Genomic DNA, 25,563 nt, shown 5'->3' with positions numbered 1-25,563 from the left:
ACATATTCTTCAGCTCTGTATATAGTTCCTCTGCATAACGCTCTATGTTCTGCTGTTTTTTCATGAGGTTAGTAAAGCATGGAGCGTTTCGCGGAGTATTCCCCAAATCCTGTCCGGACTCCTCGGCACTTGGAGACCATACTCAATTGGATATATTCACCGCAAAAAAAGCAGGCTTGCTCTCTGGCAGCCTGCTCTCTACTTTATTGCTTTTCATATGTCCAGCCGTTTTCCTGATAGACCTTGTTATTCTTCATCAAGTGTCCGAGCGCCCGTTTAAAGGCGGCCTTGCTCATCTGAAAGCGTTGGCGGATATCTTCCGGGTCGCTCTTGTCTCCGTATGGCATGGCGCCGTTTCTCGTTCTCATATAAGTAAGGATTTGCTCGGCGTCTACTGACAACGCATCCTGTTTCCGCGGGAGAAGCGACATGTTCACCGACCCGTCATCCTTCACTTCAATCACCCGTCCTGTGATTCTTGATCCGAGTCTCGGCTCTTCTTTTCTTTCAGAAGGGTGAATGAAGGCGCGAATGCCGTCGTCTGTGATCAGGAAAGAACCGGAAGCGATAAGCCTGTACACCGTTCCTGTCAGCTCTTTATTCATCATATCTTCTGACGCTTCAGTAAACAGCTCGCTGATGATGTCCTCCGGCGCGGGTTTTGCAAACATGCGTCCGCGGTTTGTCACTTTCAGCATACAATACAGCTTGTCCCCTCTTTGCGGCCACACGGATTCGTACGGAGGAAGATGCTCTGTTGCGACAAGCGCGTCCTTAGATAAGCCGACATCGACGAACACGCCCATATCGTCTACTGCATCCACTACATCTACCCATCCATATTGCTCGGCGCTGATGACCGGTATTTTCATCGTTGCCGCAAGCCTTTCCTGCTGGTCAACGTAGATGAATACCTCTACTTCGTCTCTTTCTTCTATATCCTCTGTCACTTCACTGTTATGTAAGAGAACCGTGTCTTCTCCGTCGGTTAAAAAGTAACCGAAATCTGTTTGGTGATCTATACTCAAGGTTAATTGCTGCCCTGGTCTCATGCTATCGTCCTTCCTATTCCGCTTATGTTTTTGGCGGATGTTGTTCCTTATTTTTTTCCAATCATCCCAAATTGATTCTTTGTTCTGTTGGAAGTTTCTCTTTATTCTACTATAATCAACACATAAGTTAAATGTTATGGAGGTTTTCATATGGCAAAAGAAAGTTCTTTTGATATTGTGTCCAAGGTTGAATTCCCGGAAGTCCAAAACGCAATTCAGATTGCATTGAAGGAAATCGGCACCCGCTATGACTTCAAAGGCAGTAAAAGCGACATTACGTTAGAAAAAGAGGATCTCGTTCTGGTTTCCGATGATGAATTCAAAATGAGCCAGCTTAAGGATGTGCTCACAGGCAAACTCATTAAAAGAAATGTTCCGACCAAAAACATCGAATATTCAAAAATCGAGAATGCCTCCGGCGGCACTGTGAGACAGCGCGCGAAGCTAGTTCAAGGGATCGATAAAGAGAACGCCAAAAAAATCAACACGATCATTAAAAACTCAGGTCTGAAAGTGAAATCCCAAGTCCAGGATGATCAGGTACGGGTGACCGGAAAAAGCAAGGACGATCTTCAGCAGATTATGTCTGCCGTCCGCGGTGCTGACCTGCCGATTGACGTTCAATTTATAAATTTCCGATAAATTTTACATTTGCTATTGATTATTGTCTATATTTTCGGTAAATTTGGAGAAAGGAAAATTCCTCATCTCTTTTTGGGGAATTCCGGATTTCATTTGCTCAATTAAAAACTGAATCATTGTTCTTATCAAGAGAAGCTGAGGGACTGGCCCGAAGAAGCTTCAGCAACCGGTGTAATGATTGCATTCGCAGTCATGACCAAGGTGCTAAATCCAGCAAGCTTGAACAGCTTGGAAGATAAGAAGATAGACAAATCTTTTATAAAGTCTTCTTCTTAAGAGGACTTTTTTTAATTCTCTTTTTTCCTTGCTGAATGTTATGAAGGAGGCAGACAATGGGACTTTTAGAAGATTTGAAACATCAGGTATTAATCGGAGACGGCGCTATGGGGACGCTTCTTTATTCATATGGCATTGACAGATGCTTTGAAGAATTGAATGTGTCAAAGCCGGAGGAAATCAAACGAATTCATGAAGCGTATGTTCAGGCGGGCGCACATATTATTCAAACCAATACATACGGGGCCAACTATATCAAATTATCCCGGCACGGACTTGAAGATGAAACCAAAAAAATCAATAAAGAAGCCGTCAAAATCGCGCGTGCCTCGTCTGGCGGAGCGTATGTGCTCGGAACGATGGGCGGCATCCGCACCTTTAACAAAAATGCGTACAGCCTTGAGGAAATTAAAAGAAGCTTTCGGGAACAGCTTTATCTTTTGCTGCACGAAGAGCCGGACGGACTCCTTTTGGAAACCTATTATGATCTTGAAGAAGCACAGGAAGTCTTAAAAATTGCCAGAAAGGAAACGGATTTGCCGATCGTACTGAATGTCTCGATGCATGAACAAGGGGTGCTTCAAGACGGAACGCCTCTATCGGAAGCTCTTCGATCGCTTGTCGGTCTTGGTGCTGATGTGACGGGCATTAACTGCCGGCTCGGCCCTTATCATATGATTGAAGCGCTCACCGAGGTGCCGATTTTTGATGATGCGTTTTTATCCGTTTATCCTAACAGCTCCCTGCCATCCCTAGAAGAAGGACGGCTTGTGTATGAAACAGATGATACGTATTTCCAAAACAGCGCCATTGAATTCCGAAAACAAGGCGCACGGATTATTGGAGGCTGCTGCGGCACAACCCCGAGCCACATTCGGGCCATGGCAGATGCAGTCGGCGGCCTTGAGCCTATTACGGAAAAAGAAGTGAAAGTCAGAGCGCAGGAAACCATCTCCATTCAGCACGAGCGGACCGAGCCGGGATTAGATGAAATCGCCTCTCAAAAAAGGTCAATAATCGTAGAGCTTGATCCGCCGAAAAAGTTGAACTTTGAGAAATTCCTTTCCGCTGCAAGCGAATTAAAAGAAGCCGGAATAGAGGCGCTGACGCTTGCCGATAACTCACTCGCGACTCCGAGAATCAGCAATGTTGCCTGCGGAGCGCTTTTGAAGCAGCAGATGGATATCAGATCTCTCGTTCATATAACATGCAGAGACCGAAATATTATCGGCTTGCAGTCACATTTAATGGGGCTCGACACTTTAGGCTTAAACGATATTTTGGCGGTTACAGGCGATCCTTCTAAAATCGGTGATTTTCCGGGGGCCACATCTGTTTATGACTTAACATCCTTTGATTTAATCAGGCTGATCAAGCAATTCAATGAAGGGCTTTCCTTATCGGGGAAACCGCTCGGCAGAAAGACCAATTTTTCTGTCGCCGGGGCGTTTAATCCCAACGTCCGCCACCTTGACAAAGCGGTGAAACGGCTTGAGAAAAAAATCGATTGCGGCGCCGATTATTTTATCTCACAGCCAGTCTACTCAGAGCAGCAGCTTGTCGACATCCATAACGAAATCAAGCATCTCAAGACGCCTGTTTACATTGGCATTATGCCGTTAACCAGCAGCCGCAACGCCGAATTTATTCATCATGAAATTCCCGGCATCAAACTGTCGGATTCCATTCGCGAGAAAATGGCGCTTGCCGGTGAAGATAAGCAAAAACAAAAAGCGGAAGGCCTCGCCATCGCCCGCTCTCTTCTCGATACGGCATGTGAGCTGTTTAACGGAGTTTATCTGATCACGCCTTTCCTCCGGTCTGACTTAACGGCGGAGCTTACTTCCTATATTCAGAAAAAAGACGAAAAGCGCGAGAATGTGTTTTTGCACTAAACGTGAAAAGGGCTGCCTGAATAAATCAGGCGGCCCTCCTCTTTATGGATGGCAGGTGATAATATAAAGAGGTGTCTCCCCTTCTCTTCAAACCATTAGTAAAAGGAGGATATCATGATTCTTGTCAATGAAATTTCAGCAGAAGATACTTATGAAATCAGACATATGATCTTGCGTCCGCACCAAACGATAGAACAATGTAAATATGAACGAGACAAAGAGGAAGGCAGCTTTCACCTCGGCGCTTTTTTTGACGGAACGCTGATCAGCGTAGCTTCTTTTTATCGCCAAGATCATCCCTTGATTGAAGCTGGCCCATCCTATCAGATGAGGGGAATGGCGACGCTTGCCGGATACCGCAAGCAGAGAGCCGGAAGCACGCTTGTCACTCGCGCTGAACAGAAGCTTGCCGATATGGGGGCAAAAACGGTATGGTGCAACGCCAGATGCCACGTGCAAGGGTACTACGAAAAGCTTGGCTGGAAGGATACTGGTGATCCATTTGATCTCCCTGGTATCGGACCTCATATTGTAATGTATAAAAAACTCAAGTAAGACGGTGATAATGATGCCAATGAGTGATGCTGCGCTTTCCGTTTTAACAGAAAAAGATGTGCCTGGCCTGTTTGCATTGTGCCGGCACGCAGGCTGGCCGGGTTATGATGAGCGGGAGCTGGAGCTTTTGCTGCAAAACGGACGCCTTTTTGGTTATAAGGACAGCAAAGGAACTCTTCTTTCTTGCTCCGGCATTTTTTCATACGGGGCTTTTGCTTCGCTTGGCCTTGTGATCGTACAAAAAGAATTCAGAGGGGCCGGTCTCGGCAAAAAGATGGTGGAAGCATGCATCGGCGAACTAAACGATACCATTCCGATTATGCTTGTCGCCACCGAGCAAGGCCTGCCGCTTTATCAAAAAGCCGGATTTCAGCAAATCAGTTCCATTTATAAGTATGTGTGTGACCGCTTTTTGCCTCACACAGCGGATTCTGATATAGACATTGCACCTTTTCAGCCAAAGGATTTTCAGGCTTTAACAAAAACAGACCGGGCGGCTTTCGGAACAGGCAGAGAACGCCTGCTTCAGCAGCTCATTTCCGGCTGTTTAGAATGTTCCGTTGTCAAAAACAAAGATGGCAGCATTGTCGGGTACGGACTTTCCCGCCAGACGCCGGACAGCTTGAGAATAGGGCCTTTAATCGCACCTTCCAGAGAATGTGCGGCTCTGTTAATCAATGAGCTTGCGGATGGAAAGCAAGGACGGATTCGAATTGATATTTCCGGAGACTACCGCTGTATCGATCTTGATCTGGCGGCCATGGGGTTTGTACGAGATACTGAATCGCCGCTGATGGTTCTTCAAAAGAGCTCTTTTCCGGAACGAAACGGACACTTAGTCGCCGTTACGTCACAAGGACTCGGCTGATTCAAAATACATGATAAATGCCCGAATACGGTCCATTCCGTATTCGGTTTTTTACATATGACTGAGCGTTAATCTTTTCTGAATAAACCGATACATCAAGGACATTCTAACAAGAAAAGGAGTGAGCCTTGGTGGCACAAACAAAACAACCTAATGTGATGACTATTGTGGCAATCGGTTCTATACCGCTCATTTTAACACTGGGTAATTCCATGTTAATCCCGATCTTACCGCAAATGAAATCCGAACTTCATTTATCTCAATTTCAAGTCAGTCTTGTCATAACGGTTTTTTCGATAACCGCAGCTGTTTTTATACCGATTGTCGGCTACCTCGCAGATCGTTTTTCCCGTAAGAAAATTATTATTCCTTGCTTATTTCTGTACGGGATAGGCGGATTAATCGCCGGTTTTTTCCACCAATCGTTTCCTTTGATCATGGCGGGACGCGCCCTGCAGGGACTCGGCGCTGCAGGGACAGGCCCAATCGCTATGGCCCTGTCGGCGGATCTGTTTAAAGGGGCGCAGGAAAGCAAAGTGCTCGGAATCGTCGAAGCGTCAAACGGAATGGGAAAAGTCCTTTCACCCATTATCGGCTCTCTTATAGCCTTACTTGTTTGGTATGGAGCTTTTTTTGCATTCCCTGCATTTTGCGCTCTTTCTATTCTGCTGACGTGGATTTTTATTAAGGAGAAGAAAAAAGAAGAGGAGCCGCCAACCATAGGAAAATACGCAAAAGGATTATTAAGCGTATTTAAACAAGAGGGCAGATGGCTTTTCACCGCATATTTAGCGGGAGCAACTTGTTTATTTACCCTATTCGGGATCTTATTTTACTTTTCGGATGTACTGGAGAAAACCTATGATACCGATGGCGTAAAAAAAGGGCTGATTCTGGCCATTCCGCTATTGGTCATGTGTGTGACTTCATATATTACCGGAAGTAAAATCGGACAAAAGCAATCCTTAATGAAAAAGCTGATTGTTCTTGGTTTGGCGCTGATGACTATTTCTTATGCCACGCTATCTTTTTTTGAACAATTGGTTCTCTTTATCAGCATTCTTGTCATCAGCAGTGTCGGCACCGGGCTTGTGCTGCCTTGTATCAACAGCTTCATCACCGGAGCTGTCGGGAAAGACCGAAGAGGATTTGTAACGTCATTATACGGATCGGTTCGGTTTTTAGGTGTCGCGATCGGACCTCCGATTTTCGGACGCTTAATGGAATGGTCAAGACCCGGCATGTTTTTAAGCATCGCCGGCTTAACACTGGCTGTCGGCATTCTCGTGCTGCTTCTCGTCCATGTGAATCAAAATGAAGAAGAAACCAAAGAGAAAGAAAAGCCGCACCTGTCAAGTGAACGTCTGCAGCCCGCTAAAGAAAGGTAGCACAGAGCTTTGAAAATTGAACGTATTGAAACATTCCCGCTTTTCCACCGCTTGGAAGAGCCCTATGGGGATGCAAATGGATATAAGCAATATCGGACGTGTTATCTCATCAGAATCATTACTGACACCGGGATAGATGGCTGGGGTGAATGCGTAGATTGGCTGCCCTCTTTACATGTCGGATTTACCAACCGCATTATCCCTTACCTTCTTGGAAAACAGGCCGGCTGCCGGCTGCCTTTAGTTCGCACCGTAAAAAAGTGGCATCAGCGAGCGGCATCAGCTGTCAGTATGGCGTTAACCGAGATAGCGGCAAAGGCCGCCAATTGTTCCGTATGTGAATTATGGGGAGGGAGCTACAGGCGGCAAATACCTGTATACGCCTCTTTCCAGTCATATTCTGATCATCAGCAGTGGATCAGCAGTTCTCTTCTTCATACTGAAGCAATGCTGAAAAAAGGGTTTAAACAAATAAAAGTAAAAATAGGCGGCAAATCGTTTGAAGAGGATGCCGCCCATATCAAAGCGCTTCAGCATGCATGCGGCGATTCAGTCTCTATTATATTGGATGCCAATCAAAGCTATGACGCGGCAACCGCTTTACTGTGGGAGCGCTATTTTTCACAATGGACGAATATTCTTTGGCTTGAGGAGCCTGTCCCTCTTGACCACATACAAGATAATGCTCTGCTCAGAAGCCGCCTCTCTGTCCCTCTTGCAGGAGGCGAAAATATAAAAGGCGCAAAGCAATTTGTTCCTCTTCTTTCCCAGCGCGGTTTTGATATCATTCAGCCAGATGTCATGCATGTGAATGGAATTGACGAGTTTCGCGACTGTCTGCAGCTCGCCCGTCACTTCGGCGTCAGGGTTTCCCCTCATGCCTATGACGGTGCACTTTCGAGGCTATATGCATTATTTTCACAAGCCTGCCTGCCGCCTTGGTCAAAAATGGAGCACAATCAGATTGAACCGCTCGAATGGGATGTGATGGACAATCCTTTTACAGATCTTGTGCCCCTTCAGCCTGCAAACGGAACGATTGATATCCCTGCCGGAACGGGCATCGGCACAGAAATCAATATGGATTTGATCAATCATTATACATGGGACGGTTCAGCCTATTAGGCTGAACCTCTTTTATTTTGACATAATAAAAGGACAGCCTCATAAAATATAAACAACGGACGAGTCTTTTTTAAAGGAGCGGCTCATGAAAGTAAAAATGATATGTATGATTCTTGCAGGAGGCGTTTTACAAGGGCTTGGCATGTCCTTGTTTTTGTTCCCTCATGATATCCCTTCAGGTGGAGCGGCTGGCGTTGCCGTTTTATTCAACTATTTGTTTCATATTCCGCATGGCATTTCGGTTTGGGCTGTGAATGTGTCCATGCTTTTCACCGCCCTGAAATGGCTGGAAATGAGAACGTTTGTCGGAACCCTTGCCTCTATTACAGTCACATCTGTCTCGGTATTGATTTTCGATTCCGCCTTTCCCGATGTAGCCGCAAATCTTTGGCTTGATTTGGCAGGCGGGTCTCTTTTATTAGGGCTTGGCATCGGCCTTTTATACAAATACAAAATTTCCAACGGGGGTTTTGGCGCCCTCGCGCTCATGATTTCCATCTACCGCGGAGGGAATCCCGGCAATATTTTATTAGCCATAAATTGTGTGATCTTTTTGATTACCGCTTCTATTATTGCCTGGGCCATCGTGTTCCAAGCACTTATTTGCCAATTAATTTCCACGAGAGTGATTGATGTAATCTATCAAATCCGTTTTGCCTCCCTTCCTCTCTTGACGCCTATGTACCGTAAAAAATGATAATGCAAGGCTCTAAAGGCTCTCCCTTTTGAAACGAGAGCCCTTAAGCCGCTTCTTTTACAGATAGAAAGTATCGGATCGCAATCCCAGCCGCAAGGTTTCTAAAGAAATCACATCTTGAAATGAAATATTGGCCATGTTCACATTTGGACCGGCTTTTTGGATAAAACCTGTTTGAAGCGTTTTATTTGGGGCTTCAAAAATCAGTTTGTTGATATCAATTCCGGAAGATAAGATATCATCAGTTATATGAAACCGGATATCTCCATTACTGGAGCACAGGCCTCCTGTTCCGCTCTCTCTTGCTTCCGTTATGACTTTTTCAGAACCGGCTTCTATATCTTCGAGAATAGATTCGATCCACTCTTCCGGCCCTTGCTGATTCGATATCACGTTATCCTTGCTTCCCACTTCACTGAATACATTAAATTCACTCGAAAAATCTGTAATGTATGCCGCTTTTTCTTTATTGGTTATCGGAATTGTTCCGTTTGATATTTCAATATACTCACAGCCGTATGATGTACAGTACCGATAAAATTCATCGACCTTTTTCTGGCTTGCATACTTTTCAAATAGTGTGCCTCCGAAGAAGTACTTCACGTCATTCTCTTTCAGGCAGCTGATCTTCTCCTCCAAATCTTTCGTAATCAACGATGTCCCCCAGCCGAATTTGACAAAATCAATATAATCGGCCGCTCCTTCGATTGAATCTTTAAAAAAACGCAGTGGATAGCCATTATCAATTAAAATGGTCAGGCCGGTTTTTCTCGGTTTGATTGTTCTCAATGGCAAATCAAGCGTGAAATGATTCATATTATAACCCTCTCAATCATTGGTACTTCTTTTTCCGGATTGATTTTCATCACAAAATGGCCCGGTATTTCTTTTATGCAATAAGTGATATCGTCCGGATCAAATAATGGATTCTCACGATCGAAAAACTTCTCGGCAACATGAGAGTTTTTGATTCTCATAACGGCCTCAGCGGGTGCGATCGTCTGCTTGCCTTCAATGATGTCTTTGATATATTCAGCGCAGGCCATATCATCATCACCTGTCGGGTGGGAAGCTATGATGTTGATCACGGGCTCCTTTTGCCGGCGGCTAAGTGCAGCGGCATATTCCGCCGTTGTTTTCGCATTCGAAAAACCGGTGACCAGAATGTGTTCAGCCTGTAATGCGTGCAATGCCGCGTTTACGCCGTTAGTTGTTTTTTGAATGAGCGTCTTCCCCCCCATATCATGTCCCGCCGCGCGTTTAGGAGAGTTATCTAAATCAAATCCTTTGATCCCGACGCCATTCACCTCCCCCGTTAATAGATAATCCGGGTATGTTTTTTTCAGACGAAATGCTTCTTTCGTTGTTCTGACTAATAGAATCTTCTTCACCCCTCCGATAAAAGCATAATGGGCGACGGTGAATGCTCTGATCACATCAATTACGATATTGATGTCTGCCGGGGCGGGCGAATAATCATTTCCCTGATAAATCGTAACCGGCATCCTACCCCTCCCTTCAGGCAATAAACATTGCGGTCAAGTCAAAAAAGTATATTCATCAAACCGCCTATTGGTTCCCCGCCTCCCTGCCAATCTATGAAAGATAAGGGGTAAAAACCAAGAACATTTAAGGAAAAGGTGAATAGTCTGCCTATAACTTAATCTATAGTTCAGAGAACAAACGAAGAGTTTCAGGAGCGGAGGGAATAAAGTTGAGCGAACACATTACCTATGAAACATGGAGTGATACGGCTGCAAATGATATAACGGCAAAGCTCATCGACGAACTTGATGTTCTGAAATGGGCTTTCCGGACTTATGGGAATCAGATCGTATATGCCTGCAGTTTCGGCGCTGAGGGAATGGTGCTTCTTGATTTGATCTCTAAGATCAATAAAAATGCGCACATTATTTTTTTGGATACAGGACTGCATTTTAAAGAAACGTACGAACTCATTGAAACAGCCAAGATCAAATATCCCGGGTTTACCATTCAGCTTCTCGAGCCTGCTCTGAGTGTAGAGGACCAGGAAAAGACATATGGCAGCGAGCTGTGGAAACACAATCCGAATTTGTGCTGCCAGATGCGAAAAATCGAGCCTTTGCAAAAACACTTATCGGGAATGGATGCATGGATTTCAGGGCTTCGACGGGAACAATCACCTGCAAGAAAACATGTCAAATTCATCAACAGGGACCAAAAATTTAAATTAATTAAAATCTGCCCTCTTATTCACTGGACATGGAATGACGTGTGGAATTACATTCAGCTCAACGATCTGCCGTACAACAAGCTGCACGATCAAAATTACCCGAGCATAGGCTGTGAAATGTGTACATTGCCTTCTTCCAATCCGCATGATGAAAGAGCGGGAAGATGGGCCGGGCGCGAAAAAACGGAGTGCGGACTGCACCTAGAGTAATCTAACTCATACAGAAATAATCAAAATGAACCTTAAAAGATGGAGGTTTTATCAAGTGAATGTAAATGAGCCTCATGGAGGGATTTTAATAAACCGGGTGGATCGTGAATGCTCTTTTGAAGGTTGTGTATGCGAAGCCGAGCTTGATCAGCTGGCATTGAGCGACCTTGAGCTGATCGCCATTGGAGGGTATAGTCCGTTAACGGGATTTCTAGGAGAGAAAGACTACCAATCTGTTGTGAAAGAAATGCGTTTGGCAGACGGTCTGCCATGGAGTTTGCCGGTCACGCTGCCTGTCAATGAAGAAACCGCAAAGCAGTTGTCCATTGGCGAAAAGGTTGCATTGGTGAAAGATACAGTTCCTTATGGAACCATGACCGTTACCGATATCTATCAGCCTGATAAGATTCAGGAAGCTCTGTCTGTTTTTCAAACGGATGACCCAGCTCATCCAGGCGTTAAAAAATTGCTGGAGCGGCCCGGCACTTATATCGGCGGCCCTATCACCGCAAGCCGCCTGCCTGAAAAAGCGTTTGAACAGTTCTATTGCACCCCGGCCGATACAAGGGCCGCTTTTGATAAACTAGGCTGGAAAACCATCGTCGGCTTTCAAACCCGCAACCCCGTTCACAGAGCGCACGAATATATCCAAAAATCGGCGCTAGAAATAACAGATGGCTTGCTGCTCCATCCGCTTGTCGGAGAAACAAAAGCAGATGATATACCAAGTGATATCAGGATGGAGAGCTATCAAGTATTGCTTGATCATTATTATCCGAAAGACCGCGTGATGTTATCGGTATTCCCGGCGGCTATGCGTTATGCGGGGCCGCGCGAAGCCATTTTCCATGCTCTCGTCCGAAAAAATTACGGGTGTACGCATTTTATCGTCGGCCGCGATCACGCGGGTGTCGGCAGCTACTACGGCACGTATGACGCGCAACAGATATTCCAGTCATTTACTGAAGAGGAGCTGGGCATTAAGCCGCTGTTCTTCGAGCATAGCTTTTATTGCCGGAAATGCGGAAACATGGGCACCTCTAAAACTTGCCCCCACAGTGCGAGAGACCACATTCACTTATCCGGAACAAAAGTAAGAGAACTGCTGCGCCAAGGCAAAAAGCTCCCTAAAGAATTCAGCAGGCCGGAAGTTGCCAATGTCCTGATGAAAGGTCTGCATCAAAAGCCGATTGCCATCCAGCATATAACGGAGGTCCATCATGAGCAATAACCAGCATATCGTCTGGCACCCCACGGCTGTGATGAAGGCTGACAGGCAAAAGTTAAATCGGCACAAAAGCTGTGTTCTTTGGTTTACCGGCTTATCAGGCTCAGGCAAATCCGTGATGGCCAATGCGGTTGATGAAAAGCTGTATGAACGAGGCATACAAAGCTACGTGCTCGACGGTGACAACATCCGGCACGGTTTGAACCAAGACCTTGGCTTCCGTGCCGAAGACAGAGTAGAAAACATCCGGCGGATCGGAGAGGTCGCAAAGCTCTTTGTAGATAGCGGCCAGATTATCCTAACGGCTTTTATCTCTCCATTCAGAGAAGACCGAAAGATGGTTAAAGAGAAATTTCCTCAAGAAGAATTTTTTGAAATTTATATCAAATGCCCCCTGAATATTTGCGAAGAACGCGATCCTAAAGGGCTTTACAAAAAAGCGAGGAGCGGAGAAATCAAACATTTCACGGGAATCGACTCTCCTTATGAAGCTCCGCTTTCGCCTGATCTGACGATTGAATCAGATAAAATATCCATTGCGGATGCAGCAGACTTGATCATTCATGAACTGCATACTAAAGGAATCATATAAACGTGTGAAAAGAACCCGAATCCTTACATCGGGTTTTTTCGCGCTTTACCTTGAAAACCGCATGATTTCATTATTTAATTTTTCTTTCTCGTCAAAAAAGAGCCCATGGCCGCTTTCTTCAAACGGAATTAATTTGGCTTGTTTGATGCCGCGCTTCATTTCTCTGGCGAAATCAAACGGACATACCTTATCCTTGACGCCGTGCATAATGAGAGTCGGCACCTTAATGTCTCCGAGCTCTTTTCTTAAATCCTCGTCTCTTAAAGCTATAGCGGAATGAATCGTGCCATAGGGGGAAGCATTCAGATTCAGCTCCTGAAACCATTGCCTGAATTCCGGAGAGATATGCTTTTCAAAAAATAATTGCCCGAAATCTGCAAGTGCTTTCGGTCGGTCATTTCTGAATTGGACAATCAAGTCGTCGACGTCTTTTTTCAAGAAGCCATACGGGTAATACGGCCGCTTTGTAAACGCAGGCGCCGCGGCTCCCATCAAAATCAGCTTCTTAATATCTGCTTCGTCGTGCCTCGACATGTAACGGATGGCGATGGCTCCCCCCATTGAAAATCCGGCGAGCACGGCATCTTCAAGCTGCAAGGTGTATATGACAGCCTTTACATCATCTGCCATCGTGTCATAATCATATCCGGTCCACGGGCGGTCAGATTTTCCGTAGCCTCTAAAGTCGATGCCGATAAAACGGAAGCCTCTTTTCGGCAGCTCATTCATTTGATACTCATACATCTGGTGATTCAACGGCCAGCCATGCAAAAAGACAATCGGCCGGCCCGAACCGAGATCTTCCACAAATAGCGTCACATGCTCTTCAGTTTGAATGTAATGCCCCATTTTAAAACCTCCTGTCATGTTCCCCAGTGATCATCCGCCGCCCCTTGACGTGAAAGGACCTTCCCATTATGCTTTTAGAAATAAGCGGGACGAACCGCCATTAAACACAGTAAACATGCTGATATTCTCGGCCGGTTGAACAGTCAAAGTTTTATCGTTATAAAACTTCGCTCTGTATTCAGCCTTGGAGTTCCCTGTTTTAATCGCCGCTCCGCGGTTAACTTCACCAGCCTTAAAAGGCGCTCATTTAACTATATGTATCGCATAGCTTTGCAATTTATTATCAAACTCTAAAAAAATGTCTCAGCGGAGTATCTTGCCGCAAGATCAGTAAAGGATGTCATCAGATGAATACAAGCACCATTCAAAAACCCCGAATTCCGGAAACCCTTACAGCAGCCAGCTTCGGCGAAGGGCTGACGCAAGATGATCAACTCGAGATGTGCCTGATTGAAGATTGTTCGATCATTGGGGAAGACATTGAAAGAATATGCGCAGATCAGGTGGTTTTCAGAAATGTGGCATTTATTGATGTCTCATTCCGGAACATTGAATTAACCGATGTGCTGTTTGAAAAGTGTGATCTGTCAAATGCCGATTTTAGCGGCGCTATTATCCACAGAACCGAATGGAGACAGTCAAAGCTGCTAGGAATCAATTTGGCAGAAGCAACCATGCGGAATGTTTTGTTCAGCCAGTGCCCCGCCAATTTCAGTTCGTTCCTTTTTTCTAATATGAAACAGGTTCGTTTTGATCAATGCTCACTTTTGCAATGTGAATGCAATGACGCTGTCTTTCAGCACACACATTTTGATTCGTGTGACTTGGAGGGCGCAAACTTTATCGGGACGTCTCTTCAAAAAATGGACCTCAGCAGCTGCCGGTTTGAACAGATTCATGTTTCACTTGAAAAGCTGAAAGGCTGCAAAATAACTCCGCAACAGGCCATCGTATTCGCCAGAGCACTCGGCGCGGTCATTACATAAGAGAAATGAACACAGGGAGCCCCCTTTTATTTCGTGTGCTCGGACATCAATTGCCGCGCCGTTTCTGCTAATACCTTAATGCCCTTCTCGATATCAGGAAGGGCGGCGTATGAATAAGACAGCCGCAAGCTTTGCCGGTCATCTGGATCATATACTGAACCGGGATTCAGGAGAACGTTTTTTGTCAGCGCCTGGTTAAATAACCGTCTGACAGGGAGCGGCCGATGAAATGTCACCCAAATATAGAAACTGCCTGCGAAAACGTTCCATCGGGCGATATCTCCCGCATATCGCTGCAGAAAACGGAGTGTTGCATCTCTTCTGGCTTTCAGCTCTCTCCCACGCAAGATGCTCTTCATAACGGTCTTCTGACAGCCACTTTGCCGCAGCCCACTGGGACAAAGCGCTTGAACCGTAATCTGTCTGCATTTTGATATCAGCCAGCCTCTCAATCACCGGTTCAGGTCCGGTCACCCAGCCGATGCGAGGTCCCGGACTCACCGTCTTGGATAACGTGCCCAGATACAGGACATTTCCTTCCCTATCCATCGACTTTATTGGGGGCGGCGGCTTTTCTTCAAACCACAAATCTCCGTACGCATCGTCCTCTATGATTGGCATCCGTTCGTTTGTTGTCAGCCGAATCATTTCTTGTCTCCGCTGTTTTGAAAGCACAGTTCCGGCAGAATGTTGTTGTGCAGCAGATTCCCGCCTTTGAAACGATCATGCTTACGTGCAGATTTTTGTTTCTTGCTTATATGGGCTGGGTGACATGGCACAGCCGGCCGGATCCGGATGAGACGCAAAAGAACGTGTTCAGCGCTAAAAAACAAGCCGCATTTGCGGCAACGGTTTCCCTCTTAAATCCGCACGCCATTTTGGACACTGTCGGTGTGATCAGCACCCAATCGCTTCCATACACGGGACTTGATAAATGGTTATATACGCGCTGTCTTGCATGGCCGTTTCTTGGGTTTATCGTGCTGGTTTTGGCCGTGCGAATATTTAAAACGCTGGATACGGGCGGAGGACTGATGATCGTATTAAATAAATGTTCAGCTTTGGTGATGCGGGGGGCTGCAATTTGCTGCACTGCTGTTTTAAAAAAAGGAATTGCCGAATAAAAAAGAGAATAATAAATATGAGGGGGAGTCAGATGAATAATATAGAACAGCTTTATCAGTATCACACATGGGCAAACAAACGGATTTTTGAACACGTAAAAAGCCTGCCGGCCGACATTGCCAATCAAGAAACGAAGAGTGTTTTTTCTTCCATAAATGAAGTGCTGTTTCACATGTGCCAAACAGATCATATATGGCTCAGAACGCTGTTAGGAGATTCTTTTCAAGACGCTATTGACGATCTGAGCCAATTTCAAGGTATTCGGGGGCAGCTCGAAGCGATTGAAAATCAGTTTCTGTCCTTAAACGGGCAGTATAGAGATTTTTTCACCCGCCAGAAAAACTTGGACCAGCCTTTTTCCATTTATCATCAGCACTACGGCACGCTTGACACCACATACGCAGAAATCATGCAGCATATTATCAACCACGGTACGTATCATCGCGGGAATATTACGGCGATGCTGCGGCAGCTGGGGCATAAAGGAATTGCAACTGACTATATCCAATATTTGTATGGATTGAAGCAGTAAGACAAGCGGCTGGCAATCTTTTCGACTGTCAGCCCGTAAAAGAGATGCCTCTACCTGTTTCGTTCACGAACAGGCAAACCGCCCATATATGTTTTTGCACGTTTAGCATAATCATAAGGATCATAGATCGCCGGGCCCTGTTCCGCTTCAACGATGACCCAGCCGCTGTACCGCCTTTTCCGCCAGCTCTTTCACAATGGAATGGGCGCAACATCAAAATCTCCGTCCCCGGCACCGTAAAACCCTTTACGGACAGCCTGGAAATCCAGATTTTTTTCTTGAACCTCATAAAAAATGTCCTTTCTTACGTCCTTTAGATGCACATATCTGATTCTATTAAAATAGGTTTTCAATACTTCCAGCTGGTCGCATCTCGATCCGGAAGGTCGTCGTTCGCCCAACTGATCGGAGCAATTCCAAGCGTGATGCCTTCGTTTGAATCATTTCCCGCTTTCTCTTCCATCTTTCAAAGCCGGCATCATTCTGCTGCAAGGGCGCTTTGGCGTGTTACACATCTGCGTGAATTTTATCCATGTGAATCTTTACAGGTTTGCCGGTTTTGTATGAGTCGGTTGCTGCAATTCCGATTTCTAAATTGATCGTTGCGTCGACCTCGGTGACAAGCGGACGTTTTCCTGTTTGAACGCATTCAGCAAAATGCTGGAGTTCTAAACAATATGCCTCGTGAAAACGAGTTTGAAAGTCTGGTATGATCTCATAGTTGCTGCCTGCTGACGTTAGGATCGTCACATTCTGATTTCGCAATGTTCCAACAAATATACTGCCTTCTGTCCCGATAATTTCCGCTCGGATATCATGGCCGTAAGGGGAGGTCCTGCTTGCTTCAACATCACCGGCCGCACCTGAATCAAACTCAAGATAGGTTAACGCTTGATCAACGTCACCGTACTCTTCCATAAACGGATTGTTCAAAATCCGGCCATGTCCGGAAACAGAGGTGATTTCGGCTCCCATCACATAACGAGCAATGTCATAGTCGTGTATCGAGCAGTCGATAAAAATTCCGCCGCTGTGTTTGATAAACTCCGGAGGGGGTGAACCGCTGTCCCTCGTAAAGCCTTTAAAGTAAATGGGCTTGCCGATTTCTCCGGCGTCTATGCGCCTTTTTGCATCTGCATATGCGGGATCGAATCGCCTCATAAAGCCGACCTGGCAGATGACGCTTGTTTCTTTTACCTTTTCTGTCACTTCTTTTGATTCTTCAAGGTTCAGCGTCAACGGCTTCTCAACGAAGATTTGCTTGCCGTGTTCCGCGGCTTTTTTGATCACCTCTGCATGGGTGCTTGTCGGGGTGACAATGATAACGGCGTCAATATTAGGATCTTCCAAAATCACATCCGGATTATCCGTCCATTTTTCCAGGCCGAACTCTTCGGCGACCTGCTCGGCCCTTCCCTTCATAGGGTCACACACGCTGACGAGCTTTGCTCCGCGCACTTCGTTGATGATGTTTCTTGCATGATAGTAACCAAGTCTCCCTAGCCCCAATACCGCGCATCTTACTTGATTCGTCATTGCCAATCAACTCCTTATGTTGTCTGACCCGGCCGCCGAAGCCTTTACATATGATGATTCCGTCCGGGATCACCCGATATGAAAGCGCTTTACATAATAGGTGAAATAAAGTGCCGTTTCGGCATCCAGTGACCGCTTAACGGTTTTCTTAAATTTGCGCAAGCGCTTTCTCAATGAGGTGATTTCATTCTACAATGCCTTTTTCCCATTCGCAATATATTTTTTGTTTTTTCACACATTCATTTTTACAAAAAAAAGACCGCTATGAAAGCCGGACTGGCGGAATGTCTTTTAATCTAGCGGTAGAATGTCTGATGACAAGCTCGGGTGATAACATGATTTTTTGTTTTGCCGTTTTCTTTCCTTTCATTTCATCAACAAGCAGTTCGACGACTCGGCGGCCCATTTCAGGAATCGGCTGAGACATCGTGGTGAGCGGCGGATCGACCATTTCTGCAAGGACGGTATTGTCGAATCCGATGATAGACAGCTCCTCCGGCACCTTGATTCCCCTTTCTCTCGCCGCCTGAATCGCCGCGCACGCCAAAACGTCGTTAAATGCAAAAATGGCGGTCGGCAAGCTTCGATCAAACAATTTGCCCGCTTCTTCTTTCCCGCTTTTCAAAGAAAATACTGTCGGGACAAAGAGCGAATCATCAATCGGCACGTCCGCCTCCTGCATGGCCTGCCGAAATCCTTTCATCCTGTCTTTTTCACCTGTTGTGGAACCGTCCCCCATGATACAGGCGATTTTTCTATGGCCCAAGGACAGCAAATGGTTCGTTGCCGCATAGCCGCCGAGAAAATCGTCGATAATGACGATGTCCATCGGAACGAGCGGTTTATCTTGAGAAATCATGGCAAGCGGAATTTCATCATTGACGATGTCTTCTAATGCGGACATGCTGTCATGATTCTCAATTCCGGTTGCAAAAATGATCCCGTCCACGCTTTTTTGCTTGAGAATTGAGAAGTATTTCGCTTCTTTTTTCGAATCATGATCCGTGCTGCAAATAATGATATTGAACCCAAGCTCGTCTGCCCTGTCTTCAATGCTTTTTGCCAGCTCGCCAAAAAAGGGATTCGATATATCCGGAGTCAGCAGGCCGATAATATTCGAGCGTTTTCCTGTCAGCGCGGAGGCGTGCACATTAGGCAGATAATCCATTTCTTTCATGACATCCAACACCTTCTGCCGGGTTTTCACGCTGATTCTGCCGGTATTGTTAATGACACGCGATACTGTTGTAATGGAGACGCCTGCCGCTTTTGCCACGTCATAAATTGTTTTTTTCATCATAAATCCCTCATCCGTTCCTTCATCATTTTCGTGTTTCATTATTTTATCAGAAAAGAACAGGGCTGCGGAAGGCGGACGGATCAGGATATGAGGCATCGTTTATCATTGTACAAAAAAAGCCATGATGAAAGAGTCGATCATCATAACGAAAAACAGTATACAAAAATAAAAAAGAGAATAGATAAACATACCCTTTGACCATTGAACATCATCATCTGTTTTAAATCCCTGATAGCTTTTATATATCCATATGAATCCGAGGATTAAGGCAGAAATAAAATAGAGCGGGCTTAAATGATGAAGGCCTACATAAAAAGACAGCAGAAGTGTGACGGGAATGAGCACTGTAATATAACGGTGTATGCTTATTTTTGTCACATGATTGCCTTTTACAACCGGCAATAGCGGGACGCCTGCCGCTCGATACTCTTCTTTTCGCCTGATGCCGATTGCCCAAAAATGAGGAGGCTGCCATAAGAACATAATGGCGTACAGTACAACTGCTGTCATGTCTATATGTCCCGCCACAGCGCAATATCCCATCAATGGCGGCGCGGCTCCTGGAAAACTCCCCACAACCGTGCTCCAGACGGACGTTCTTTTAAACCAGATCGTATAAATCACGGCATAGAAAATAAAAGCTAAAAAACCTAAAACAGCGGTTAACACATTCAGGGCCGCCAGCATCCCCAATCCGGCTATTCCTAAGAATGTACCAAAAGTGATAATCGAGGCCGCAGACATTTTCCCAGTGACAGATGCCCGATGACGTGTACGGGCCATTTTGGCATCAATCTTTCTGTCAAAATAATTGTTATATACTGTGCCTGAGGCCATAACAAACGCCGTTCCGATCATAGCCGCCAGCATGGTCACAAAAAACGCGGAGCCTGTTAAAGCTTTTTCTGAACTCACATAAGCGATCCAAAACCCGCCGAATGCGGCAATTGAGTTTGATATAATAATTCCCGGTTTTACAAGCTTGATATAATCTTTAATTGTGACCCGGTTTTGCTCAAAACCGAAAACCGTTTCAGGTTTATCCACAAATCAGCACCTCCTCTTATCTTTCAGACGAATAGAAACCGCCCTATTCTATCCTACCAAGAGAAGGTGCACATACGAAACGTTTCTATAAAACATTCACTTTATTGTCAAATATTGAAAAATAACTACTCGATTTTACGGCTTACGATTTTACGGTATTCAATCGGTGACACGCCTTCAGTCTGTTTGAAGAGCTTTGAAAAATAAGTCGGGTCCTCCATTCCGATGGTTTCCGCGATAACCCCCATTTTGTCATTTGTTGAAGACAGCAGGCGCTTCGCCTCTGTCATTCTCACCTTGTTTGTATATTGGCCCGGAGTTACTCCGAGCACTTGCTGCATACAGCGGGTCACGTAATCCTGATGATAGTGGAGCGCATAAGAGAGGTCCTTTATCGTCACCCGCTCTTTATAATGCTCTTGCAAGTATCTGGCGGCATCCCATGCAACCCGCTCTTTAGCTGACGGAATCTGAAATGACTCTTTTTGGAGATGCAGCAAAAGCTCTTCGAACAGGATTTGCTTGCGCAGCGGCAAATCCGAGTTTTCAGCAGTGTAATCCATTAAGCTGTCAAATTGTTTTTCCATAAATAGCGGACGCTGCACCTTTCCTTTGCGAGGCAAGGCCAGGCGGTAGCGGGCCGGCTCTTCAAAGCTGCCTTTTTCCTGCAGCAGCTCCGCCCAATTGTTTCCGCCTTTTTGCGTGAATTCATACCTTTTTTCGTCGAAATGAAGCCAATAATAGGAGGTATTTTCTTCACAGCCCCTTGAGCCGAAATGCTCCAAGCCGGGCGACAGCAAAATATATTCGCCTCCTCCCACCGAGAAGGTCTGGTCATTTTCTGTTATATATAAGGTTCCTTGTTTTACATAGATAAGATCAAATACGGAAAAAATTCGTCTCGCATGCATTTCGCCTTTTTTAAAAACACCTTCACCGGCTGCGATAAAGACCGGAAAAGGCGGCACTGTAAACATGATGCGCGGCACTTTTTTCATCCTCCTTTTTAAGTCGGATTATTGCAAGAAGTTTCGGTTCTCTCCCTTTTTATTATAAGGAAATGGCGGTACACTTTAAAACGTTGATTTTTTTAAAAGAAAGGGGTAGCGCTATGAAACAGGCTGTCTTACGTCAAACTGCATTGAAACAACCTGCTGATCAAAAACTCTCATTATTTTCGCTGACTTGGCCGATATTTATTGAGGTTTCATTATATATGTTTATGGGGAATGCCGACACTCTGATGCTCAGTCAATATTCCGATAACAGCGTGGCTGCGGTCGGTGTGAGCAACCAGATTTTGAATTTAATTATCGTGATGTTCAGCTTTATCGCTACAGGAACGACCATCATTATTTCTCAATTTTTGGGCTCAAAGCAAAAGAAAGAAGCGATAGAGGTCGCTTACGTATCCATCGGGGCTAACTTTGTTATCAGTCTCGTCATCAGCGCCGCTGTGTTTATGGCAGCCGTTCCGATGCTGCATATGATGGGGCTGACCAATGACCTGATGCCCGATGCGAAAATCTTTTTACAGGTTGTCGGAGGTCTTTCGTTTATTCAGGCGTTAATCATGACGTTCAGTGCGATTTTAAAGAGCTACGGCTATACAAAAGATACAATGTTTGTCACCATCGGCATGAACGTTTTAAATATTGCCGGTAACTTTCTCGTCATTTTCGGGCCGTTCGGATTGCCTGTTCTCGGCGTGGCCGGTGTTGCTATGTCAACATCCATCGCCCGCGTCATCGGATTAATTGCTATGATCGTAATTGTTAATAAACGCATCAATCTAACGTTGACATTGAAAAAAGTGTTTCACGTGCATAAAGAGCATTTGCGCAAGCTGTTGAAAATCGGAATTCCTTCGGCCGGGGAGCAGCTTTCCTACAACATTTCACAAATGGTGATTACTTATTTTATCGCCATTATGGGCGCACAGGCTCTCACTACAAAAGTATACACACAAAACATCACAATGTTTATCCTGCTGTTTGGGACCGCCATCAGTCAAGGAACACAGATTTTAATCGGCCGATATATCGGCGCCAAACAATTTGACAATGCCTATGACCGCTGTATGAAAAGCCTGTATTGGGCGCTCGGAATCGCTGCGGGAACTTCAGTTATCATGTCTCTGTTTTCCAAACAGCTCATCGGCATCTTCAGCCAGAACCCTGATATTATCGCAACAGCAAGCATGCTGATTGTCATGACGATTATTCTTGAACCCGGCCGTTCATTTAATGTCATCATCATCAACTCCTTGCGTGCTGCTGGTGATGCGAAGTTTCCGGTCTACATGGCGATGATTTCAATGTGGGGCATCGGACTTCCGCTCGCGTATCTTTTCGGCATCCATTTAGGATTCGGCCTTGCCGGCGTTTGGATTTCCTTTATCGCAGATGAATGGATCAGAGGAATTTTAATGTACAGAAGATGGCGCTCCCGAATTTGGATTCAAAAAGGAATAGCATAAATCCCGGTCTCTAAAGAGAGCCGGGATTTTTTTTAAGCTGCTGCAGGATGGCGTCTGCTTCCTCTTCCGTCAGCGTCATATTCTTGGTAAAAACTTCGTAATGTTCCGCTCTGATTTTTTCTAAAACGGCTTTATATAAAGAAGCTGCGGCTTTTACTGATGATTGGGAATATCGAGGAAAGAGGGACATTGCGTCGAAGCATTCCTCGGCATACGCTTCCGCTTCAAAGGCGACATACTCCCATGTTGAAACGAAGGCCTTATTAACCGTCTCATTGCAAAAATCATCTTCTGTATAACCGAATTGCCGCATCGCCTGCTGAGGAAAACAAATACGCTTTTTCCGGCGATAATCCTTACCGGCATCCCGCAGCATGCGGGTCAGCTGGATAGCCAAGCCGAGGGATACGGCAGCCTGGCGAAGTTTTTCTTTATTTCTTTTGGTGAGAATCGGCAAAAGCATTAATCCGGCTGTGCTTCCCGTTTGATATGCAAACATGAGCAATTCATCGAGCGTTTCAAATCTCGTTTTTTCGTTATTTTCATGAATACCGGCGATGAACTCCCGAAAAGGTTCCGCTTCTAACGCAAACTGCCTGAAAGCATCGGCAAGCGCAGCCCACAAAAAATGATTCTCTTCATATGTACCGGCGAGACATTGTTCCGCATCTCTTTCTAATGCAGACAACTCGTCTTTATCGTCTATCGTAATAGCTGTATGGCAAAAAGCATAAACCGCACAGGCCGCCTGCCTTCTTTTCAGCGGAAGGAACGTAAATGCTTGATAACATGTCGGGGCATGTGTTTTTGTGATTTCTTCACATTGCTGATAGGCTCTTTTGATATCAGCCATTCGTATTCACTCCTTTCCAAAATTCTTCTCCAAGTCTATTATGTTTTTGCGGCTTTGTCACATATCATCGTATCCCGAAGCTCGTCCTTTATCTATAAAACATATGCCGGTTCCTTATCAGGAACCGGCATATGAATTTTATTCGTCTATATCAATGCGGTATGCTTCAAACCATGTATGGATTTGAGCAAGATGCGCAATCAGCTGCGGCCCCTTCATTAACTGCCCAAACCAAGGCACCTGAAAGGATGAACCTTCTGTTTCTAATAGCTGATCCATTTTATTTTTGTTCAGAAGCGTGTGAAGCACCGAATCCTTCTGGCTCAGAAGTTGTTTCAGCCACTCACTGACCGCTCTTGTGTATTCCGGATGATGGGTTTTCGGATAAGGGCTTTTTTTGCGGTACAAAATCTCGTCTGGTAAAATCCCCTCAAGCGCTTTGCGTAAAATCCCCTTTTCCCGCTGGTCATGCATTTTGTACTCCCACGGTATATTCCATACATACTCTACAAGGCGGTGGTCGGCAAACGGAACCCGCACTTCAAGGCTTGCTCCCATGCTCATCCGGTCCTTGCGATCCAATAGATTTGTCATAAACCACAGCATATTCAAATAGAAAAGCTGTCTTCTTACTTTATCTTCCCCGGTTTCTCCGTCTAATAACGGCGTTTCCGCCAAGGTTTCTTCATATTTGGCATTCACGTATTCTCTCAGATTCAGCTTTTTTTGCCACGAATCTTGTAACAGGGTAATTCGCTCTTCTGTAGATCTCATCCACGGAAATCCCGCCTCCGCATCAGCAGTATGGAACCACGGATACCCGCCGAATATTTCATCCGCACACTCCCCGGAGAGGCCGACGACAAAGTCTTTTTTCATCTCCCGGCAAAACCACAGTAAAGAAGAATCGACATCCGCCATTCCCGGCAAATCTCTCACATACACAGCCTCTTCCAAATATTCAACAAGCTTTGCCTGGCTGATAACACATTTGTGATGCTGTGTGCCGAATGCTTCTGTCATTTTTTCAATCCAGGGGCCATCGTCGTTCGGCTGAAACGCGCTTGCCTTAAAAAATTTGTCGTTCTCCTCGTAATCAATCGAATAAGTATGAAGCGGGCCTTTTCCTTCTTTTTCAAAATGGCCTGCTGCAATGGCAGTGATGGCGCTTGAATCAAGCCCGCCGGATAAGAACGTACAGACCGGCACATCCGACACGAGCTGTCGTGTCACCGCGTCTTGAAATAAGTACCTTACGTTTGCGACAGTCTCGCCAAAGCTGTCTGTATGTTTCTTGCTTTCCACATTCCAATAGCGCCACATATTCAGCCCGTCTTTTGTAAAGGTCAGTGCGTGTGCGGGACGAACTTCTTTTATCCCTTTAAATACACCCATACCGGGGGTTCTAGACGGGCCGAGCCCAAATATCTCGGCAAGCCCGTTTCTGTCCACGCGGGCCGGCACATCAGGATGGGCGAGTATGGCTTTGATTTCGGAGCCAAATAGAAACGAAGAACCTTTCTCCGTATAAAAAAACGGCTTCACGCCGAGCCGATCCCTCGCCGCAAATAACTGATTCCGTTTTTCATCCCAAACGGCAAAGGCAAAAATGCCATTCAGGCGATGAACGCATTCTTCCTGCCATTCAATATAGCTGTGCAGCAAGACCTCCGTGTCAGAAGTCCGTTCGAACCGATGGCCGCGAGCCTGCAGTTCTTTTCGTAAATCTTCTGTATTATACAGTTCGCCATTGTAAATGATGGTATACGTATTTCCTTGAAAAGTACAAGCCATCGGCTGGCGCCCGCCTTCAATGTCCACAACCGCAAGCCTTTTATGTCCGAATAAAACATGATGCTTTCCCCAAACGTTTGTATCATCAGGTCCTCGTTTGGAAAGAGTGTCTGTCATTTTGTTCATCGTTTGTTTTTCTTGGACGAGCTGCTTTTTAAAATCGACCCAACCCGTAATACCGCACATGTAATATCAGCTCCAATCCCGTTTCTTTCGGTATCAAATTCGTATCCTTCAGCACCTTTCTTAGCTTATGCATCTATAGGCTTATAGTTGATTTGTCCCATGAAGACTTGTATGAGACAAGCCTGAATTGGAA

24 protein-coding genes, 1 pseudogene and 1 riboswitch are annotated in these 25,563 nt (G+C 45.5%); of the genes and pseudogenes, 14 read left to right on the top strand and 11 right to left on the bottom strand.

The window, feature by feature from the left end; all coding sequences use genetic code 11:
- Positions 1-203: 203 nt before the first annotated feature.
- The gene (locus AAHT65_RS12810) at positions 204-1,052 is read right to left on the bottom strand and encodes a CvfB family protein (RefSeq protein WP_094231787.1); all 849 of its coding nucleotides are present in this window, start codon (positions 1,050-1,052) and stop codon (positions 204-206) included.
- A 150-nt stretch (positions 1,053-1,202) separates the two neighbouring features.
- Here AAHT65_RS12810 and AAHT65_RS12805 point away from each other — a divergent pair, with 150 nt between their 5' ends.
- The 7 genes from AAHT65_RS12805 (at position 1,203) to AAHT65_RS12775 (ending at position 8,498) form a co-directional block, all read left to right on the top strand.
- On the top strand, positions 1,203-1,694 hold the full coding sequence (locus AAHT65_RS12805) for a YajQ family cyclic di-GMP-binding protein (RefSeq protein ID WP_003327632.1): 492 nt from the start codon (positions 1,203-1,205) through the stop codon (positions 1,692-1,694).
- A 119-nt stretch (positions 1,695-1,813) separates the two neighbouring features.
- Positions 1,814-1,936: riboswitch (SAM riboswitch) on the top strand.
- A gap of 90 nt (positions 1,937-2,026) precedes the next feature.
- Positions 2,027-3,865: a bifunctional homocysteine S-methyltransferase/methylenetetrahydrofolate reductase gene (locus AAHT65_RS12800; RefSeq protein ID WP_343310323.1), complete on the top strand. Its 1,839-nt coding sequence runs from the start codon at positions 2,027-2,029 to the stop codon at positions 3,863-3,865.
- Between the two features lie 114 nt (positions 3,866-3,979).
- Entirely contained in the window at positions 3,980-4,420 is a 441-nt protein-coding gene (locus AAHT65_RS12795) for a GNAT family N-acetyltransferase (RefSeq protein WP_088116905.1), read from the top strand.
- 13 nt (positions 4,421-4,433) lie between these two features.
- A complete protein-coding gene (locus tag AAHT65_RS12790; protein ID WP_425524856.1) occupies positions 4,434-5,288 on the top strand; it encodes a GNAT family N-acetyltransferase in 855 nt (284 codons plus the stop codon).
- Positions 5,289-5,446: 158 nt separating this feature from the next.
- On the top strand, positions 5,447-6,676 hold the full coding sequence (locus AAHT65_RS12785) for an MFS transporter (RefSeq protein WP_425524855.1): 1,230 nt from the start codon (positions 5,447-5,449) through the stop codon (positions 6,674-6,676).
- Between the two features lie 9 nt (positions 6,677-6,685).
- Positions 6,686-7,801 carry a mandelate racemase/muconate lactonizing enzyme family protein gene (locus AAHT65_RS12780; protein ID WP_343310320.1) on the top strand — a complete coding sequence of 372 codons (1,116 nt, stop codon included), beginning with the start codon at positions 6,686-6,688 and terminating at the stop codon, positions 7,799-7,801.
- Between the two features lie 85 nt (positions 7,802-7,886).
- The gene (locus AAHT65_RS12775) at positions 7,887-8,498 is read left to right on the top strand and encodes a YitT family protein (RefSeq protein WP_003327638.1); all 612 of its coding nucleotides are present in this window, start codon (positions 7,887-7,889) and stop codon (positions 8,496-8,498) included.
- A gap of 57 nt (positions 8,499-8,555) precedes the next feature.
- On the opposite strand, the gene AAHT65_RS12770 is transcribed toward AAHT65_RS12775, so the two are convergent.
- Together AAHT65_RS12770 and AAHT65_RS12765 are read right to left on the bottom strand one after the other, a co-directional pair.
- On the bottom strand, positions 8,556-9,314 hold the full coding sequence (locus AAHT65_RS12770; RefSeq protein ID WP_094231785.1) for a phosphosulfolactate synthase: 759 nt from the start codon (positions 9,312-9,314) through the stop codon (positions 8,556-8,558).
- On the bottom strand, positions 9,311-10,003 hold the full coding sequence (locus tag AAHT65_RS12765) for a 2-phosphosulfolactate phosphatase (RefSeq protein ID WP_315916711.1): 693 nt from the start codon (positions 10,001-10,003) through the stop codon (positions 9,311-9,313). Before AAHT65_RS12765 ends, AAHT65_RS12770 begins: the two co-directional genes overlap by 4 nt.
- Before the next feature lie 209 nt (positions 10,004-10,212).
- On the opposite strand from AAHT65_RS12765, the gene AAHT65_RS12760 reads away from it, so the two are divergent.
- Genes AAHT65_RS12760 through cysC form a run of 3 tightly spaced genes read left to right on the top strand, consistent with a single transcriptional unit; the run spans position 10,213 to position 12,743 of the window.
- Entirely contained in the window at positions 10,213-10,923 is a 711-nt protein-coding gene (locus AAHT65_RS12760; protein ID WP_343310318.1) for a phosphoadenylyl-sulfate reductase, read from the top strand.
- A 55-nt stretch (positions 10,924-10,978) separates the two neighbouring features.
- Positions 10,979-12,154, top strand: a complete 1,176-nt coding sequence (sat, locus tag AAHT65_RS12755; protein ID WP_061670489.1) for a sulfate adenylyltransferase — start codon at positions 10,979-10,981, stop codon at positions 12,152-12,154.
- Positions 12,144-12,743, top strand: a complete 600-nt coding sequence (gene cysC / locus AAHT65_RS12750) for an adenylyl-sulfate kinase (protein WP_061571190.1) — start codon at positions 12,144-12,146, stop codon at positions 12,741-12,743. Before sat ends, cysC begins: the two co-directional genes overlap by 11 nt.
- Before the next feature lie 45 nt (positions 12,744-12,788).
- Here the strand turns inward: cysC and AAHT65_RS12745 are convergent, their stop codons facing one another.
- The gene (locus AAHT65_RS12745) at positions 12,789-13,592 is read right to left on the bottom strand and encodes an alpha/beta hydrolase (RefSeq protein ID WP_315916709.1); all 804 of its coding nucleotides are present in this window, start codon (positions 13,590-13,592) and stop codon (positions 12,789-12,791) included.
- A gap of 347 nt (positions 13,593-13,939) precedes the next feature.
- Here AAHT65_RS12745 and AAHT65_RS12740 point away from each other — a divergent pair, with 347 nt between their 5' ends.
- On the top strand, positions 13,940-14,578 hold the full coding sequence (locus AAHT65_RS12740; RefSeq protein ID WP_343310317.1) for a pentapeptide repeat-containing protein: 639 nt from the start codon (positions 13,940-13,942) through the stop codon (positions 14,576-14,578).
- A 26-nt stretch (positions 14,579-14,604) separates the two neighbouring features.
- Here AAHT65_RS12740 and AAHT65_RS12735 read toward each other — a convergent pair.
- Positions 14,605-15,259, bottom strand: a pseudogene (locus AAHT65_RS12735) (PLP-dependent aminotransferase family protein); the annotation flags it as partial.
- A gap of 14 nt (positions 15,260-15,273) precedes the next feature.
- Here AAHT65_RS12735 and AAHT65_RS12730 point away from each other — a divergent pair.
- Both AAHT65_RS12730 and AAHT65_RS12725 read left to right on the top strand, forming a co-directional pair.
- Entirely contained in the window at positions 15,274-15,702 is a 429-nt protein-coding gene (locus AAHT65_RS12730; protein ID WP_343310316.1) for a LysE/ArgO family amino acid transporter, read from the top strand.
- A 32-nt stretch (positions 15,703-15,734) separates the two neighbouring features.
- Positions 15,735-16,235, top strand: a complete 501-nt coding sequence (locus AAHT65_RS12725) for a DinB family protein (RefSeq protein ID WP_003327652.1) — start codon at positions 15,735-15,737, stop codon at positions 16,233-16,235.
- A 507-nt stretch (positions 16,236-16,742) separates the two neighbouring features.
- Here AAHT65_RS12725 and iolG read toward each other — a convergent pair.
- The 4 genes from iolG to AAHT65_RS12705 all read right to left on the bottom strand — a co-directional run bounded on the left by iolG (position 16,743) and on the right by AAHT65_RS12705 (position 21,107).
- Positions 16,743-17,771: an inositol 2-dehydrogenase gene (gene iolG, locus AAHT65_RS12720; protein WP_343310313.1), complete on the bottom strand. Its 1,029-nt coding sequence runs from the start codon at positions 17,769-17,771 to the stop codon at positions 16,743-16,745.
- A 262-nt stretch (positions 17,772-18,033) separates the two neighbouring features.
- Positions 18,034-19,068, bottom strand: a complete 1,035-nt coding sequence (locus tag AAHT65_RS12715; RefSeq protein WP_311187445.1) for a LacI family DNA-binding transcriptional regulator — start codon at positions 19,066-19,068, stop codon at positions 18,034-18,036.
- Between the two features lie 105 nt (positions 19,069-19,173).
- On the bottom strand, positions 19,174-20,118 hold the full coding sequence (gene cyoE / locus AAHT65_RS12710) for a heme o synthase (protein WP_268476128.1): 945 nt from the start codon (positions 20,116-20,118) through the stop codon (positions 19,174-19,176).
- Between the two features lie 125 nt (positions 20,119-20,243).
- Positions 20,244-21,107 (bottom strand): AraC family transcriptional regulator, encoded by an 864-nt coding sequence (locus AAHT65_RS12705; protein ID WP_010788183.1) that lies wholly within the window; start codon positions 21,105-21,107, stop codon positions 20,244-20,246.
- Positions 21,108-21,229: 122 nt separating this feature from the next.
- On the opposite strand from AAHT65_RS12705, the gene AAHT65_RS12700 reads away from it, so the two are divergent.
- Entirely contained in the window at positions 21,230-22,597 is a 1,368-nt protein-coding gene (locus tag AAHT65_RS12700) for an MATE family efflux transporter (RefSeq protein WP_063637361.1), read from the top strand.
- Positions 22,598-22,607: 10 nt separating this feature from the next.
- Here the strand turns inward: AAHT65_RS12700 and AAHT65_RS12695 are convergent, their stop codons facing one another.
- Together AAHT65_RS12695 and asnB are read right to left on the bottom strand one after the other, a co-directional pair.
- On the bottom strand, positions 22,608-23,450 hold the full coding sequence (locus AAHT65_RS12695; protein ID WP_063637359.1) for a phytoene/squalene synthase family protein: 843 nt from the start codon (positions 23,448-23,450) through the stop codon (positions 22,608-22,610).
- Positions 23,451-23,588: 138 nt separating this feature from the next.
- Positions 23,589-25,430, bottom strand: coding sequence for an asparagine synthase (glutamine-hydrolyzing) (gene asnB / locus AAHT65_RS12690; protein ID WP_063637358.1), 1,842 nt, complete (start codon positions 25,428-25,430; stop codon positions 23,589-23,591).
- Positions 25,431-25,563 lie beyond the last annotated feature (133 nt).

The sequence above is a fragment of the Bacillus atrophaeus genome (assembly GCF_039519175.1).
GTDB classification, from domain to species: Bacteria; Bacillota; Bacilli; order Bacillales; family Bacillaceae; genus Bacillus; species Bacillus atrophaeus.
The sequence above is the reverse complement of the archived record's forward strand: the minus strand, read 5'-3'. Positions and strand labels throughout refer to the sequence as shown.

Bases quoted from the DNA above. Each gene is read 5' to 3' on its own strand.
- AAHT65_RS12810 (WP_094231787.1), bottom strand. From the start codon at position 1,052: ATGAGACCAGGGCAGCAATTAACCTTGAGTATAGATCACCAAACAGAT.
- AAHT65_RS12805 (WP_003327632.1), top strand. From the start codon at position 1,203: ATGGCAAAAGAAAGTTCTTTTGATATTGTGTCCAAGGTTGAATTCCCG.
- AAHT65_RS12800 (WP_343310323.1), top strand. From the start codon at position 2,027: ATGGGACTTTTAGAAGATTTGAAACATCAGGTATTAATCGGAGACGGC.
- AAHT65_RS12795 (WP_088116905.1), top strand. From the start codon at position 3,980: ATGATTCTTGTCAATGAAATTTCAGCAGAAGATACTTATGAAATCAGA.
- AAHT65_RS12790 (WP_425524856.1), top strand. From the start codon at position 4,434: ATGCCAATGAGTGATGCTGCGCTTTCCGTTTTAACAGAAAAAGATGTG.
- AAHT65_RS12785 (WP_425524855.1), top strand. From the start codon at position 5,447: ATGACTATTGTGGCAATCGGTTCTATACCGCTCATTTTAACACTGGGT.
- AAHT65_RS12775 (WP_003327638.1), top strand. From the start codon at position 7,887: ATGAAAGTAAAAATGATATGTATGATTCTTGCAGGAGGCGTTTTACAA.
- AAHT65_RS12770 (WP_094231785.1), bottom strand. From the start codon at position 9,314: ATGAATCATTTCACGCTTGATTTGCCATTGAGAACAATCAAACCGAGA.
- AAHT65_RS12765 (WP_315916711.1), bottom strand. From the start codon at position 10,003: ATGCCGGTTACGATTTATCAGGGAAATGATTATTCGCCCGCCCCGGCA.
- cysC (WP_061571190.1), top strand. From the start codon at position 12,144: ATGAGCAATAACCAGCATATCGTCTGGCACCCCACGGCTGTGATGAAG.
- AAHT65_RS12745 (WP_315916709.1), bottom strand. From the start codon at position 13,592: ATGGGGCATTACATTCAAACTGAAGAGCATGTGACGCTATTTGTGGAA.
- AAHT65_RS12740 (WP_343310317.1), top strand. From the start codon at position 13,940: ATGAATACAAGCACCATTCAAAAACCCCGAATTCCGGAAACCCTTACA.
- AAHT65_RS12725 (WP_003327652.1), top strand. From the start codon at position 15,735: ATGAATAATATAGAACAGCTTTATCAGTATCACACATGGGCAAACAAA.
- iolG (WP_343310313.1), bottom strand. From the start codon at position 17,771: ATGACGAATCAAGTAAGATGCGCGGTATTGGGGCTAGGGAGACTTGGT.
- AAHT65_RS12715 (WP_311187445.1), bottom strand. From the start codon at position 19,068: ATGAAAAAAACAATTTATGACGTGGCAAAAGCGGCAGGCGTCTCCATT.
- AAHT65_RS12700 (WP_063637361.1), top strand. From the start codon at position 21,230: ATGAAACAGGCTGTCTTACGTCAAACTGCATTGAAACAACCTGCTGAT.
- AAHT65_RS12695 (WP_063637359.1), bottom strand. From the start codon at position 23,450: ATGGCTGATATCAAAAGAGCCTATCAGCAATGTGAAGAAATCACAAAA.
- asnB (WP_063637358.1), bottom strand. From the start codon at position 25,430: ATGTGCGGTATTACGGGTTGGGTCGATTTTAAAAAGCAGCTCGTCCAA.